The 12,881-nt window shown below is 74.0% G+C and carries 9 protein-coding genes, 1 tRNA gene and 1 pseudogene; 6 read left to right on the top strand and 5 right to left on the bottom strand.

What is annotated here, in order from left to right:
• Window positions 1–206 precede the first annotated feature (206 nt).
• Entirely contained in the window at window positions 207–620 is a 414-nt protein-coding gene (locus tag R2S09_RS20050) for an SRPBCC family protein (protein WP_316742423.1), read from the top strand.
• Between the two features lie 130 nt (window positions 621–750).
• Here R2S09_RS20050 and R2S09_RS20045 read toward each other — a convergent pair whose 3' ends face one another.
• Window positions 751–1,188 (bottom strand): hypothetical protein, encoded by a 438-nt coding sequence (locus tag R2S09_RS20045; RefSeq protein WP_316742422.1) that lies wholly within the window; start codon window positions 1,186–1,188, stop codon window positions 751–753.
• 468 nt (window positions 1,189–1,656) lie between these two features.
• Between R2S09_RS20045 and R2S09_RS20040 the strand changes: the two genes are divergently transcribed.
• From R2S09_RS20040 to R2S09_RS20025, 4 genes and pseudogenes are all read left to right on the top strand, one after another.
• Window positions 1,657–2,214 carry a hypothetical protein gene (locus tag R2S09_RS20040; RefSeq protein WP_306189136.1) on the top strand — a complete coding sequence of 186 codons (558 nt, stop codon included), beginning with the start codon at window positions 1,657–1,659 and terminating at the stop codon, window positions 2,212–2,214.
• Between the two features lie 53 nt (window positions 2,215–2,267).
• Window positions 2,268–2,819 carry a hypothetical protein gene (locus R2S09_RS20035; RefSeq protein WP_316742421.1) on the top strand — a complete coding sequence of 184 codons (552 nt, stop codon included), beginning with the start codon at window positions 2,268–2,270 and terminating at the stop codon, window positions 2,817–2,819.
• A 273-nt stretch (window positions 2,820–3,092) separates the two neighbouring features.
• Entirely contained in the window at window positions 3,093–4,406 is a 1,314-nt protein-coding gene (gene selA, locus R2S09_RS20030; protein ID WP_316742495.1) for an L-seryl-tRNA(Sec) selenium transferase, read from the top strand.
• A gap of 11 nt (window positions 4,407–4,417) precedes the next feature.
• Window positions 4,418–6,118: pseudogene (locus R2S09_RS20025) on the top strand (GTP-binding protein); the annotation flags it as partial.
• 83 nt (window positions 6,119–6,201) lie between these two features.
• On the opposite strand, the gene R2S09_RS20020 reads toward R2S09_RS20025, so the two are convergent.
• Window positions 6,202–6,294 (bottom strand) — tRNA-Sec (locus R2S09_RS20020).
• 31 nt (window positions 6,295–6,325) lie between these two features.
• Between R2S09_RS20020 and selD the strand changes: the two genes are divergently transcribed.
• Window positions 6,326–7,351, top strand: a complete 1,026-nt coding sequence (gene selD, locus R2S09_RS20015; RefSeq protein WP_316742419.1) for a selenide, water dikinase SelD — start codon at window positions 6,326–6,328, stop codon at window positions 7,349–7,351.
• A gap of 46 nt (window positions 7,352–7,397) precedes the next feature.
• Here the strand turns inward: selD and fdh are convergent, their stop codons facing one another.
• The 3 genes from fdh to R2S09_RS20000 all read right to left on the bottom strand — a co-directional run bounded on the left by fdh (window position 7,398) and on the right by R2S09_RS20000 (window position 12,858).
• On the bottom strand, window positions 7,398–10,658 hold the full coding sequence (fdh, locus tag R2S09_RS20010; RefSeq protein WP_316742417.1) for a formate dehydrogenase: 3,261 nt from the start codon (window positions 10,656–10,658) through the stop codon (window positions 7,398–7,400).
• A gap of 167 nt (window positions 10,659–10,825) precedes the next feature.
• Entirely contained in the window at window positions 10,826–11,869 is a 1,044-nt protein-coding gene (nrfD, locus tag R2S09_RS20005) for an NrfD/PsrC family molybdoenzyme membrane anchor subunit (protein ID WP_306189140.1), read from the bottom strand.
• Window positions 11,866–12,858, bottom strand: a complete 993-nt coding sequence (locus R2S09_RS20000; RefSeq protein ID WP_316742415.1) for a 4Fe-4S dicluster domain-containing protein — start codon at window positions 12,856–12,858, stop codon at window positions 11,866–11,868. Before R2S09_RS20000 ends, nrfD begins: the two co-directional genes overlap by 4 nt.
• Window positions 12,859–12,881: the final 23 nt, after the last annotated feature.

Here is a 12,881-nt window from a genome sequence, read left to right as displayed (position 1 = left end):
TGCCCGGTGCGGCGAGTGGGGCACCTCCCACGCCGTCAAGGCAGTGGGGGAGTGCCGGGCGTCGCGACGGGGCGAACGTTGCCTGTTGCGGCACTGGCTGTGCGGCTGACGGACGCCCGAACCGTTCGGCGGTCGCCTTTTCGGCGGCGGCAGAAGGGGCACGCGTTCCTGGTACGACCCCCGAGCAGCAGAGGAACGGTGCCGTGATGTCCGAGTACGAGCGTTCACGCACGATGCCCGCCCAGCCCGAGCAGGTCTTCGACCAGGCCGCCAACGTCGGCCAGCTCGACGCCTGGCTGCCGGACGCCCTGCACGTCCGCGTCGAGGAGCCGCCCGCCGTCACCGTGCACGAGGACCACAGCGACCAGGACACCTCGGCCCTGATACGCGCCGAGCGCGAGCAGATGCGGATCGAATGGGGGACTCGCGAGCAGGGCAGCTACGCGGGCTGGCTCCAGGTCTCCGGCATCGGTGGCGGCGCCAGCGAGGTGACCGTGCACCTGTCGTTCTTCGAGGACAGTCACGACCCGGGCGAGCGCGCCGCCCTGGAGGCCCTCGACGGCAGCCTGCGACGGCTGGAGGACCAGGTGCGGATGCGCGTGGAGAACGCCAGCGGCTGAGCCGCCGCACGCGGACGGAAACACACCGCGGTGTGCGGTCCTCCCGGACCGCACACCGTGGCTTCGTTGACCGAGTGGGTCGGAGACTCGGCGTCAGCGGGTCGGAGACCCGGTGCTCGGACCAGAGGGCTCAGTAGCCGCCGTAGTCGCCGCCGTGGTCGCCGCCGTGGTCGCCGCCGTGGTCGCCGCCGTGGTCGCCGCCACCGTGGTCCCCACCGCCGTTGTAGCCGTGGTGGCCGCCGTAGTCACCGTAGTCGCCATAGTCGCCGTGGTCGCCATGGTCGCCGTGGTCGCCGCCGTGGTCCCCACCGCCGTTGTAGCCGTGGTGGCCGCCGTAGTCGCCGTAGTCGCCATAGTCTCCGTGGTCGCCATGGTCGCCATGGTCGCCGTGGTCGCCGTGGTCGCCGCCGCCCCACCAGTCGTCGTTGGAGCCCCAGCTGTAGCCGGAGTGGTCATAGCCCGAGTCGTGAGCCGAAGCGGTCCCCGCTGCGCCGATCGCGGCGCCGCCTGCCATGACGATGCCGGCCGCGGACACGGCGATGAGACGCTTAACGCGCTGTGCTCGCATGGGTAGTACCTTTCCTTCCACCGTCTCGCGCAAGGGAACCGCGCGAGGATGATGGCCGCGCCCGCCGGATGGATGAGAAGGTGCGGCGCGGTCTGAGGTGTCGCCGCCGTATGTGAGAAGCACGTCTCGGTCCCCGACGCCGCCACGTCCCACCCGCGCCGGATCGCACGGGCGAGCGTTGCGGCAATGGCCCCCGCTGTGGAGACCACGCCGGACGGGGCGTGCCCCCGTTTGCGGCTCTCATCGGTAGACGCTAGTCGCCCCTCGGCCGGTCGGCATCTCGAGAGGGTGCCCCGGGCACCACGGCAACACCCTTTGTTCCGGCCGGAATACGCGACGGAAAGGGACACCCCGGTGACGGTGTGTTCCGGTGCGGCGGCCACGGCACGTCCGGGGGCAAAGCAGCGCCCATGCGCATGATGCGGCCGGTGGGGGGCAGACGGACCAATGCCCAAGGGGGTGTGTCACATGTCCACGGGAACCCTTCTCGCGATCATCATCCCGATCGTCGTCGTGCTCGCCCTGATCGCCGTGGCGGCCGCACTGCTGACCAGGCGCCGTCACCTCCGTGAGCGCTTCGGCCCCGAATACGAACGCACGGTCGAGGACGCCGAGAGCAGGCGGGCCGGCGAGCGTGAGCTCAGGGCCCGCGAAAAGCGGCACGACGCGCTGGACATCAAGCCGCTGCCGGCCGTCTCACGGGACCGCTACACACGCGAGTGGAGCAACGTCCAGCAGGAGTTCGTGGACCGGCCCGAGGACGCGGTGCATGACGCCGACCGGCTGGTGACGGCGCTCATGCACGAGCGCGGCTACCCGACGGAGGGCTTCGAGCAGCAGGCCGCGGACCTCTCGGTGGAGCACGGCCGCACGCTCGAGCACTACCGCGCCGCCCACGAGGTCGAATCGCTGAGCACCAGCAGCAAGGCCACGACCGAGCAGCTCAGGGGCGCCATGGTCCACTACCGCGCGCTCTTCGACGAACTGATCTCCGACGGGGGCCGCGCCCAGCCCGCCCCCTCCTGAGAACCCACCTGCCCCGCCTGCCCCGCCGGCCCGGTAGGGAGGAACGGAACACCATGCACAGCAACGAGAAACCGAGCCGCTTCGGCCGCGGCCTGTCCACCGAGGATCTCGCCCAGGAGACCCCCTCCCCGACCGGAACCCCGGTCTATCCCGGTGAGAGCACGGGCGAGGCGACGACACGGCGGCCCACCGAGGACCGGCCCGAGCGAGCCGAGCGGCCCGAGCAAGCCGAGCGGCCCGAGCGGTCCGCGACCACCGCGGACACCGGCCAGGACACCGGCACCACCACGGGCACGGCCCCGGCCCAGCCGGAGCCGACCGCCCCCGACGAGGCCACCCCCCGGCTGCTGACCCCGGACGAGGAACAGGGCTTCCGGGACCGGTGGCACGCGGTGCAGAGCAGGTTCGTGGACGACCCGCGCGAGGCGGTGCACACCGCCGACACCCTCGTCGCGGACGTCATGCAGACCCTGGCCGCCACCTTCGCGCGGCACAAGCAGGATCTGGAGGGCCAGTGGAGCCAGGGGGAGAAGGTGGACACGGAGGACCTGCGCAGGGCGCTGCAGCGGTACCGGGCCTTCTTCAACCGTCTCCTCAGCACCTGACCCTCGCCCGGCGTGTCACGCGGGCGGCCGCCGGGACCGGGAGACCATGGGCGTGGCACCCGCACCGTCATCAGGCCGGGCCAGGAACGGAGGGGCTGCGTGGACCAGCGGGTCACGGAGCACAGCGAGACCGGGCAGAACGAGACCGGGCGGAACGAGTCGGAGCAGAGCGAGACGGGGCAGAACGGGTCCCAGCAGAGCGAGGCCGAACGAGGCGGGACAGCGCGGAGCGGGACCGAGAGCACCGGCCCCGGTCCCGACCCGCGACGCCGGATCCCGCGCACCGACGGCGTTCTGCGCGACCCGCGCCTGGCGGCGGCGGTGGCGCGGCTCGGGCCGGAACCCGTGAAGGCCGCCGTCCGGCGGGCCCAGCGGCAGGCCCGCCACGGCACGCTCCCGCCCGAGGAGGTCGCGGACACGGCGGTGGCGCTGCTGCCGTCCACGGCCTGCGGGCTGCGCCCGGTGATCAACGCCACCGGAGTGCTGCTGCACACCAACCTCGGCCGGGCGCCGCTGTCGGCGGCGGCCCGGCGGGCGGTGCTGGACGCCGCCGGCCCCACCGATGTCGAACTGGACCTGCCGACCGGTGCCCGGGCCCGCCGGGGCCGCTCCGCCCTGGACGCGCTGCGCGCCCGGGTGCCGGCCGCCGCCGCGGCACACGTCGTCAACAACGGCGCCGCCGCCCTCGTCCTCGCCGCGACCGCGCTCGCCACCGGCCGGGAGATCGTCATCAGCCGGGGGGAGATGGTGGAGATCGGGGACGGCTTCCGGCTGCCGGACCTGCTGGTGTCCACCGGAGCCAGGCTGCGCGAGGTCGGGACCACCAACCGCACGGGCGTCGAGGACTACGCCGACGCGATCGGCCCGGACACCGCCTTCGTCCTGAAGGTCCACCCCTCCAACTTCCGCATCACCGGCTTCACCCGCGCCGCCGGCACCCGCGAACTGGCGGCACTGGGCGTGCCGGTCGTCGTCGACATCGGCTCCGGGCTGCTCGCCCCGCATCCGCTGCTGCCCGCCGAGCCCGACGCCGAGACCCAGCTGAGGGCGGGCGCGTCGCTGGTGACCGCCAGCGGGGACAAGCTGCTCGGGGGACCCCAGTGCGGACTGCTCCTCGGCGACGAGGATCTCGTCCGCGCCCTGGCCCGGCACCCCCTGGCCCGCGCCCTGCGCGTGGACAAGCTCACCCTGGCCGCGCTGGAGGCGACCCTCACGGGTCCCGCCACCCCCACCGCCGAGGCCCTGACCGCCGACCCGCGGGACCTCATGCGCCGCGCCGAACACCTCGCCGCCCCGCTGAGCGCCGCCGGTGTGGACGTACGGGCCGTCACCAGCACCGCCACGGTCGGTGGCGGGGGCGCACCCGGTGTGACCCTGCCCAGCGCCGCGCTCTCCCTGCCGGAGCCGTATGCCTCCGTGCTGCGCGCCGGCGCCGTCCCCGTGGTCGGCCGCCTGGAGGCGGGGCGGTGCCTGCTGGACCTGCGGGCGGTGGCGCCGGAGGACGACGACCGGCTGGCCGAGGCCGTGCGGTCGGCCACCGCTGAGGCGGCCACCGAAGAGGCGGCCGCCACAGTGGCGGAAGGCTAGGTGGGCGCGCCATGCGGGTCCTGGCCACCGCGGGCCATGTCGACCACGGCAAGTCCGCCCTGGTGCGGGCGCTGACCGGGATGGAACCCGACCGCCACGCGGAGGAACGACGTCGCGGACTCACCCTCGACCTCGGCTTCGTCTGGACGGGCCCGGACGAGGAAGGCGAGCACCTGGCCTTCGTGGACGTCCCCGGGCACGAGAGGTTCGTGGCCACCATGCTGGCCGGGGTCGGACCGGTGCCCGCCGTGCTGTTCGTGGTCGCCGCCGACCAGGGGTGGCAGCCCCAGTCGCAGGAGCACCTGGCGATCCTCGACGCCCTCGGCGTACGGCACGCCGTCCTCGCCGTGACCCGCAGCGATCTCGCCGACCCCGAACCGGTGCGCGCCGAGGCGCTGCGGCGGCTGGCCGGGACCTCGCTGGGACACGTTCCGTCGGTCGCGGTGAGCGCGGTGACCGGCGCCGGACTGGACGGCCTGCGCACCGAGCTGACCCGGCTCGCCCGCACGCTGCCGGTACCGCCCGCCGACGCCGACGTACGGCTCTGGCTGGACCGGGCCTTCACGGTGCGCGGCCACGGCACCGTCGTGACGGGCACGCTGGGCGCCGGTACCCTGCGCGTCGGCGACCGGCTGGTGACCGGGGACGGCTCGGCGGTGCTGCGGGTGCGCGGCCTGCAGTGCCTGAAGCAGGAGCGGACCGACGTCAGCGGGGTGGCGCGCGTGGCGGTCAACGTGCACGGCGACCGGGACGGCGAGCTGCGGCGCGGTCAGGTGCTGCTGGCCCCGGACCGCTGGCTGCGCACCGACCTGATCGACGTCCGTGTCACCGGCGAGCCCGCGGGCGAACTGCCCCGCACGGTCACCCTGCACATCGGCACCGCGGCGGTCCCCGTGACCGTCCGACCGCTGGGGGACGACACCGCCAGGCTGACCCTGAGCCGGCGGCTGCCGCTGCGCGTCGGGGACCGGGCGGTGCTCCGCGAACCGGGCGGCGGACGCCCGCCTTCCGCCGTGGTCGTGCTCGACGTGCGCCCGCCGCGTCTGACCCGGCGGGGCGCCGGGCGGGCGAGGGCGGCGCAGCTGGCGGCGATGACCGGCCGTCCCGACGGCGCGGCGGAGCTGCGGCGCCGGGGGCTCGTACGCCGCTCGGACCTGCTGGCGATGGGCGTGCCCGCGCCCGGCGAGCCCGTCACCGGCGACTGGCTGGCCGACCCGGCGCACTGGGCCCGGCTGCGCGAGCGCCTCGCCGGCGAGGCCGAGCGCCACGCGCGGCGGCACCCCATGGAGCCGGGCCTGCCGGCCGAGGCCGCCCGGCGGCTGCTTGACCTGCCCGATCGGGCCCTGGTCGACGCCCTCGCCCGCACCCCGGGCAGCACCGAACTGCTGTGCCGTCAGGGCCGGTTGTACGGCCCCGGCGGCGCCCGCCCCGACCTGCCCGAGCCCGTCCGGGCAGCCGTCGACGCCGTACGGCGGGAGCTGGAGAAGGCGCCCTACCGTGCGCCGGACGCCGACCGGCTCACCGAACTCGGGCTCACCCGCAAGGCGGTGGCCGCCGCCGTCCGCGCGGGCGCGCTGCTGCGGATCACCGACACCGTCGTCCTGCTGCCGGGGGCCGACGAGAGGGCCGCCGGGGTGCTGAGCCGGCTGCCGCAGCCCTTCACGCTCAGCGAGGCCCGCACGGCGCTCGGCACCACCCGCAGGGTCGCCGTGCCGCTGCTGGAGTTCCTCGACGCCCGAGGGCTCACGGAACGCGTCGACGACCAGCGCAGACGCTGCCGGACGGCGGAGAGCGACGGAGGCGGACGGGAATCGAACCCGCCTGCCCGAGATCCTCGGACACCTCGGTTTTGAAGACCGGGAGGGCCACCAGGCACCCACACGCCTCCACCGCCCGCCAGGCTACCGGAAGGACCCGGCATGACCGCCACCCGTGAAACACCCGTACGGCTCACGCAGTTCGCCCACGGCGGCGGCTGCGCCTGCAAGATCCCGCCCGGCGAGCTGGAGGACGTGCTCGGCGGCCTGGCGACCGCGCCACCCGTCCCCGGTGGCACCCCGCTGCTGGTGGGACTGGCCACCGGCGACGACGCGGCCGTCGTCACCCTGCCCGCGTACGGTGGGACCGCCGCGCAGGCGGTGGTGTCGACCGCCGACTTCTTCACACCGGTCGTCGACGACCCGTACGACTGGGGGCGCATCGCCGCGGCCAACGCGCTGTCCGACGTGTACGCCATGGGCGGCCGTCCGGTCCTCGCCGTGAACCTGCTGGCCTGGCCGCGTGACCTGCTGCCGTTCGAGCTGGCCCGCGAGGTGCTGCGCGGTGGGCTGGACATCGCCGCCGAGGCCGGCTGCCACGTCGGCGGCGGGCACAGCGTGGACGATCCGGAACCCAAGTACGGCATGGCCGTCACCGGGCTCGCCGACCCGGCACGACTGCTGCGCAACGACGCCGGCCGGCCCGGCCTGCCCCTGTCGCTGACCAAACCGCTCGGCCTGGGTGTGCTGAACAACCGTCACAAGGCCACCGGGGAACGGTTCGAGCAGGCGGTGGCCACCATGGTGGCCCTCAACCGGGACGCGTCCGAGGCCGCGCTGGCCCGGGGCGCCACCTGCGCGACCGACGTGACGGGCTTCGGTCTCCTCGGCCATCTGCACAAACTCGCCCGGGCCTCCGGCGTGACCGCGGTCCTCGACACCGCCGCCGTGCCCTGGCTCGACGGGGCCCGCCAGGCCGTGCGTGACGGCTACGTCAGCGGCGGCACCCGGCGCAACCTGGCATGGGTGGCCCCGTTCACCGACTTCGGCGACACGGACGCCGACACCCGCCTCCTGCTGGCCGACGCCCAGACCTCCGGCGGCCTGCTCGTCGCGGGCGAGGTCCCCGGCGCCCCGGTGATCGGCGAACTCGTCCCGCGCGGACCCCACTCGGTCGTCCTGAGATGAGCCCCGGAGGAGCCCCGAGCCCCGAGCGCCCATCGCGTCGGCCCGGTCAGGGCTCGGTGCCCGTGTGGTCGTCGATGCCGGCCCGCGCCTGGTAGGCGCGCACCAGTTCCCGTGCGGCCGGGCCCCGGGGGCGTCGCCCGGGACGGATGTCGACGGCGAAGGCCTTGGTCTCCTGGATGTGCGTGTTGGGGTCGAGCGACAGGTGCACCAGCTCGTTGGCCGCGTCGCCCGTGCTGTAGCCGCTCGGCCCCCAGTGGTAGGGCAGCCCCACCTGGTGCAGCGTGCGGCCGTGCACGGTCAGCGGCGGCACCCGGTCGGTGACCAGCACCCGTGCTTCGATCACACCCCGCGCGCTGACGATCGTCGCCCAGCCGGTGTGCTCCAGGCCGCGCTCCGCGGCGAGCTGCGGCGACACCTCGCAGAAGAACTCCGGCTGGAGCTCCGCCAGATAGGGCAGCCAGCGGGACATGCCGCCCGCCGTGTGGTGCTCGGTGAGCCGGTAGGTGGTGGCCACGTACGGGAACACCTCCGAGCCCGGCTCGCCGCCGCTGGGCTGGTAACGGTTGTCCGGTCGCGAGGGCATCACCTGCCGTACCGGATTGCGCTGCTGCTCGTACAGCAGGTTCGGGAAGGGCGATTCCTGCGGCTCGTAGTGGGCGGGCAGGGGACCGTCGGTGAGCCCGGAGGGCACGTACAGCCAGGCCTTGCCGTCGGCCTGCATCACGAACGGGTCGGTGCCCGACAGCGCCTCGGGACCGGTCGCGCCCTCCGGCGGCCGGTGGCCGGGCGCCTTGTCCTTCTTGAAGTCGGCGATGTCGTGGCCCGTCCACTCACCCTTCGCCTCGTCCCACCACACCAGCGCCTTGCGCGCGCTCCACGGCCTGCCGTCCGGGTCCGCCGAGGCCCGGTTGTACAGGATGCGGCGGTTGGCGGGCCACGCCCAGCCCCACTCGTTCGCCACCCAGTTCTGCTCCCCGCCGGGCTTGCGGCGGGCGGCCTGGTTGACGCCGTCGGCGCGGACACCGCAGTAGATCCAGCAGCCGCAGACCGTGGAGCCGTCGGGCCTGAGCTGCTCGTACGACGCCAGCGGCTCGCCCTTTGCGTCACGGCCGTTGATCTCGGCCAGCACCGCCTCGGCCTCCGGCTCGGCCAGCGTGCCCTTCGTGGGATAGTCCCAGGCCAGGTCGAGCACCGGCCGGTCCATGGGGTCGGCGGACCCCGCGAGCTTCTGCCGGACGATGCGGCCGAGGTGGAAGGTGAACCACAGGTCGCTGCGCGCCTCTCCCGGCGGTTCGACGGCCTGGTGGTGCCACTGGAGCAGCCGCTGGGTGTTGGTGAAGCTGCCGTCCTTCTCGGTGTGCGCGGCCGCCGGCAGGAAGAACACCTCGGTGCCGATGTCCTCCGTGCGCAGCTCCCCGCTGTCGATCTCCGGGCCGTCCTTCCACCAGGTGGCCGACTCGATGAGGGAGAAGTCGCGCACGACGAGCCAGTCCAGGTTGGCCATGCCGAGCCGCTGCATCCGGGCGTTGGCGGAGCCGACCGCCGGGTTCTCGCCCATGAGGAAGTAGCCCTTGCACACCCCTTCCAACTGGGCCAGCACCGTCTCGTAGGTGGAGTGGGAGCCGGTCAGCCGCGGCAGGTAGTCGAAGCAGAAGTCGTTCTCCGCCGTCGCCGCGTCACCCCAGTACGCCTTGAGCAGGCTGACGAGGTACGAGCGCATGTTGCCCCAGTAGCCCTTGTGGGCCGCCTCGGCCTGCACGAAGGCGTCCAGGTCCTCGTTCTTGTGCGCGTGCGGCATCGGGATGTACCCGGGCAGCAGGTTGAACAGGGTGGGGATGTCCGTCGAGCCCTGGATGGAGGCGTGCCCGCGCAGGGCCAGGATGCCGCCGCCCGGGCGGCCGATGTTGCCGAGCAGGCTCTGCAGCACGGCCGCCGCACGGATGTACTGCACCCCCACGGTGTGCTGGGTCCAGCCGACCGCGTAGGCGAACGCGGTGGTCCGCTCGCGCCCGGAGTTCTGAGTGACCAGCTCGCACACCCGGCGGAACACGTCCTGCGGCACCCCGCAGATCCGCTCCACCATCTCGGGCGTGTACCGGGCGTAGTGCCGCTTGAGCACCTGGAACACACACCGTGGGTGCGTCATCGTCTCGTCGCGTTCGATCTCGCCCTCGCCGATGACGGCGCCGCCCGACCCGTGGGCCTCGCCGCGCCCCGCCGCGCTCACCGAACTGCCGCCGCCGGTGCGCTTGTCGTACTCCTGGTCGCGCTGACCGGAGGCCGCCTGCACCTCCGTGCCCTCGTACTGCCAGCTGCTGTTGTCGTAGGTGCGCTGCCCGGCGTCCAGGCCGGAGAACACGCCGTCGAGGTCCTCGGTGTCCCGGAAGTCCTCCCGCAGCACCACCGGACCGTTGGTGTAGGCCACCACGTAGTCGCGGAAGTACGCGCCCGTGCTCAGCACGTGGTTGATGATCCCGCCGAGGAAGGCGATGTCCGAACCCGCGCGCAGCGGCACGTGCAGATCGGCCAGCGCGCTGGTCCGGGTGAACCGCGGATCGACATGGACCACCTTCGCCCCGCGGGCCTTGGCCTCCATCACCCACTGGAACCCGACCGGATGGCACTCGGCCATGTTCGAGCCCTGGATGACGATGCAGTCCGAGTTCTGCAGGTCCTGCTGGAAGGTGGTCGCGCCGCCGCGGCCGAACGAGGTTCCCAGACCGGGAACGGTGGAGGAGTGTCAAACACGCGCCTGGTTCTCGATCTGGATCGCGCCCAGGGCGGTGAACAGCTTCTTGATGAGGTAGTTCTCCTCGTTGTCCAGCGTCGCCCCGCCGAGGCTGGCGATGCCGAGCGTGCGCCGGGTGCGCACGCCGTCGACCTCCCACTGCCAGCCCGCGCGGCGGGCCTCGATCACCCGGTCGGCGATCATGTCCATCGCCGTGTCCAGGTCCAGACGCTCCCACTCGGTGCCGTGCGGGCGGCGGTACAGGACGTGGTGCTCACGCGCGCCGCCGGTGGTCAGCTGGAGGCTGGCCGCGCCCTTGGGGCACAGCCGACCACGGGAAACGGGGGAGTCGGGGTCGCCCTCGATCTGCGTGACCCGCCCCTCCTCGACGTACACGTTCTGGCCGCAGCCCACGGCGCAGTACGGGCAGACGGACTTCACCACCCGGTCCGCGGAGGCCACCCTGGGCGTCAGCCGCGCACTCGGCCCGCTCTTGGCCGCGGCACCGCGCCCCAGGGGGTCGGTGCCCGTCAGCTGCCGGTAGACCGGCCAGGAGTCGATCCAGGTACGTACGCCCATCACGTCAGCCCTTCCGATGCCGCTCGGGTCCTGCTCCGGGTCCAGTTCGGGATCCTTCTCGTGTCCTCCTCGGTGGCGCCGCGCCCCGGCCGTCGCCCCGGCTGCGGATTCTTTCGCAGCCGGGCCGCCACGGCATCTCCAACGCCGCCGGGCGGGTGCCCGCGCCGTCAGCCGGGACGGGCGCGCAACCGCTCACGCTGCGGTACGACCGTGTACCGGGGATCCTCGGCCGAGTCCACCCCGGCGTGGAACACCCCGAACCGCAGCGCGGCCGAACCCGTCAGCAGCGCCACCCCCGCCGTCACCGCGCACGCCCGGCCCCGCCGCCGCCCCGTGCCTGTGCCCGTGTACGCGGCCAGCGCGGCGCCGCCCGCCGTCAGCAACTCGGCGGCCCGCAGCAGCCGGTACGGTCCGCCCTGCTCGAACGGCTCGGCGGCCAGACCCATCCGACGTTTCATCAGCTGGAAGGCGCCCAGTTCCAGCCCGGCACCGAGCACCGCCATGCGGCGCGCCGGAGCCGTCTGCCCGGCCGGCGCGCAGGCCAGCGCCAGCCCGGCCGCCGCACTCGACGCGGACCCCGCGAAGACGAACGGCAGCTCGCGGTAGCCCTCGTGCCAGGACGGCACGGCGGTGTCGGAGAGCAGGACGGCGGTGTAGGTGGCGACCGCCGGGCCCAGGCAGGCCGCGGCCGCCGTGGCGCCCGCGCCGGCGACGCGTCCACGGCCCGTGACGTCGGCGGCAGCGGCGGCCATCGTCAGGGGCGCGTACCCGGCCAGCAGCCACGATCCGATGCTCATCGGCGACGTGGGCTTGAACACGCGGAGCATGTTGAGGAACCGGGCGGGCCGGCCCAGATCGTGCACGAGCGCGCCCAGCGACCCGCTGATGGCGCCCGCCGCGCCCAGCTTTGCCACCCGCGCCAGGCCCGGCCGTCCGGTGGCCTGCCCGCCGGCCGCCAGCAGCGACGACGCGCCCGCCAGACCCCCGAGGAAGAGGTAACCGGCGATGTCGAGGGCCTGCCACGTCGGCTTGTTGAGGATCGGTCGGCCGTAGTAAGACGAGAACCGCGCCTCGGGGACCACCGGCTGCTCGCCGCGGCCCCGGCGACGGCGAGCTCGCCGCGAGCGCCCCGCGTCCTGAGCGCCCGGCACGGCGTCCCGGCCGGGCCGCACCCCTCGCAGGCCCCCGCGGGTCACGTCCGACTCGCTCATCGCCGCCTCCCCGCGAAGCTCGCGGCCCCCAGCGCGGCGAGCGAGACGGCCGCCATCGCCGCGTGCCGCCACATGGCGGGCAGGTCCCGGGTGGTGACCACCGGATCCGGCGGCAGGCCGTACACCTCGGGCTCGTCGAGCAGCAGGAAGAACGCGCCGTCGCCGCCGACCCCGTCGTGCGGGCTCTCGCCGTACAGCCGGGCATCGGTGACACCGGCCGCGTGCAGCTGCGCCACCCGGGCAGCGGCCCGCTCGCGCAGCTCCTCCAGCGGGCCGAACTGGATGGAATCGGTGGGGCAGGACTTGGCGCAGGCCGGTTCCATGCCGACACCGAGCCGGTCGTAGCACAGCGTGCACTTCCAGACCCGGCCGTCCTCCTTGCGCTGGTCGATGACCCCGTACGGGCAGGCGGGCACGCAGTACCCGCAGCCGTTGCACACGTCCTTCTGCACCACCACCGTGCCGAACTCGGTGCGGAACAGCGCCCCCGTGGGGCAGACGTCGAGGCAGGCCGCGTGCGTGCAGTGCTTGCACACGTCGGAGGACATCAGCCAGCGCAACTCGGTCCGGCCGTCGGGCGACACCGGCGAGATCGCCCCGTCGGGGGAGGTGCCGAGGTTCCGGGCGGCCTCGAACACGTCGAAGCCCTCGTGACCGCCGCCGGGTTCGCCGCCGGCCTCGGGCAGGCGCTGCTCGATGAACGCCACGTGCCGCCAGGTGTCCGCGCCCAGCCCCTGCGTGTTGTCGTAGGACATGCCCGTCAGTTCCAGGCCGTCCTCCGGTACGGCGTTCCACTCCTTGCACGCCACCTCGCACGCCTTGCAGCCGATGCACACGGACGTGTCGGTGAAGAAGCCCACGCGTGGCGGGGCGTCGGGGTATCCGGCCGCCCCCGCCACGTTCGGCTGCGGCCCGGACAGCAGGTTCCCGGACGGCGGCACAGGCTCGCCGCCCGTCGCGTTCACCGCCGTCGTGTCGCCCTCGGCCATGCTCCGACCTCCTCGGCTTCCGT

The sequence above is a fragment of the Streptomyces sp. MK7 genome (assembly GCF_032658145.1).
Classification (GTDB): Bacteria; Actinomycetota; Actinomycetes; order Streptomycetales; family Streptomycetaceae; genus Streptomyces; species Streptomyces spiralis.
This window is presented reverse-complemented; position numbering and strand designations above follow the sequence as displayed.

What these genes read in the sequence shown, in the direction of transcription:
- R2S09_RS20050 (WP_316742423.1), top strand. Translation starts at nt 207, where the DNA reads ATGTCCGAGTACGAGCGTTCACGCACGATGCCCGCCCAGCCCGAGCAG.
- R2S09_RS20045 (WP_316742422.1), bottom strand. Translation starts at nt 1,188, where the DNA reads ATGCGAGCACAGCGCGTTAAGCGTCTCATCGCCGTGTCCGCGGCCGGC.
- R2S09_RS20040 (WP_306189136.1), top strand. Translation starts at nt 1,657, where the DNA reads ATGTCCACGGGAACCCTTCTCGCGATCATCATCCCGATCGTCGTCGTG.
- R2S09_RS20035 (WP_316742421.1), top strand. Translation starts at nt 2,268, where the DNA reads ATGCACAGCAACGAGAAACCGAGCCGCTTCGGCCGCGGCCTGTCCACC.
- selD (WP_316742419.1), top strand. Translation starts at nt 6,326, where the DNA reads ATGACCGCCACCCGTGAAACACCCGTACGGCTCACGCAGTTCGCCCAC.
- nrfD (WP_306189140.1), bottom strand. Translation starts at nt 11,869, where the DNA reads ATGAGCGAGTCGGACGTGACCCGCGGGGGCCTGCGAGGGGTGCGGCCC.
- R2S09_RS20000 (WP_316742415.1), bottom strand. Translation starts at nt 12,858, where the DNA reads ATGGCCGAGGGCGACACGACGGCGGTGAACGCGACGGGCGGCGAGCCT.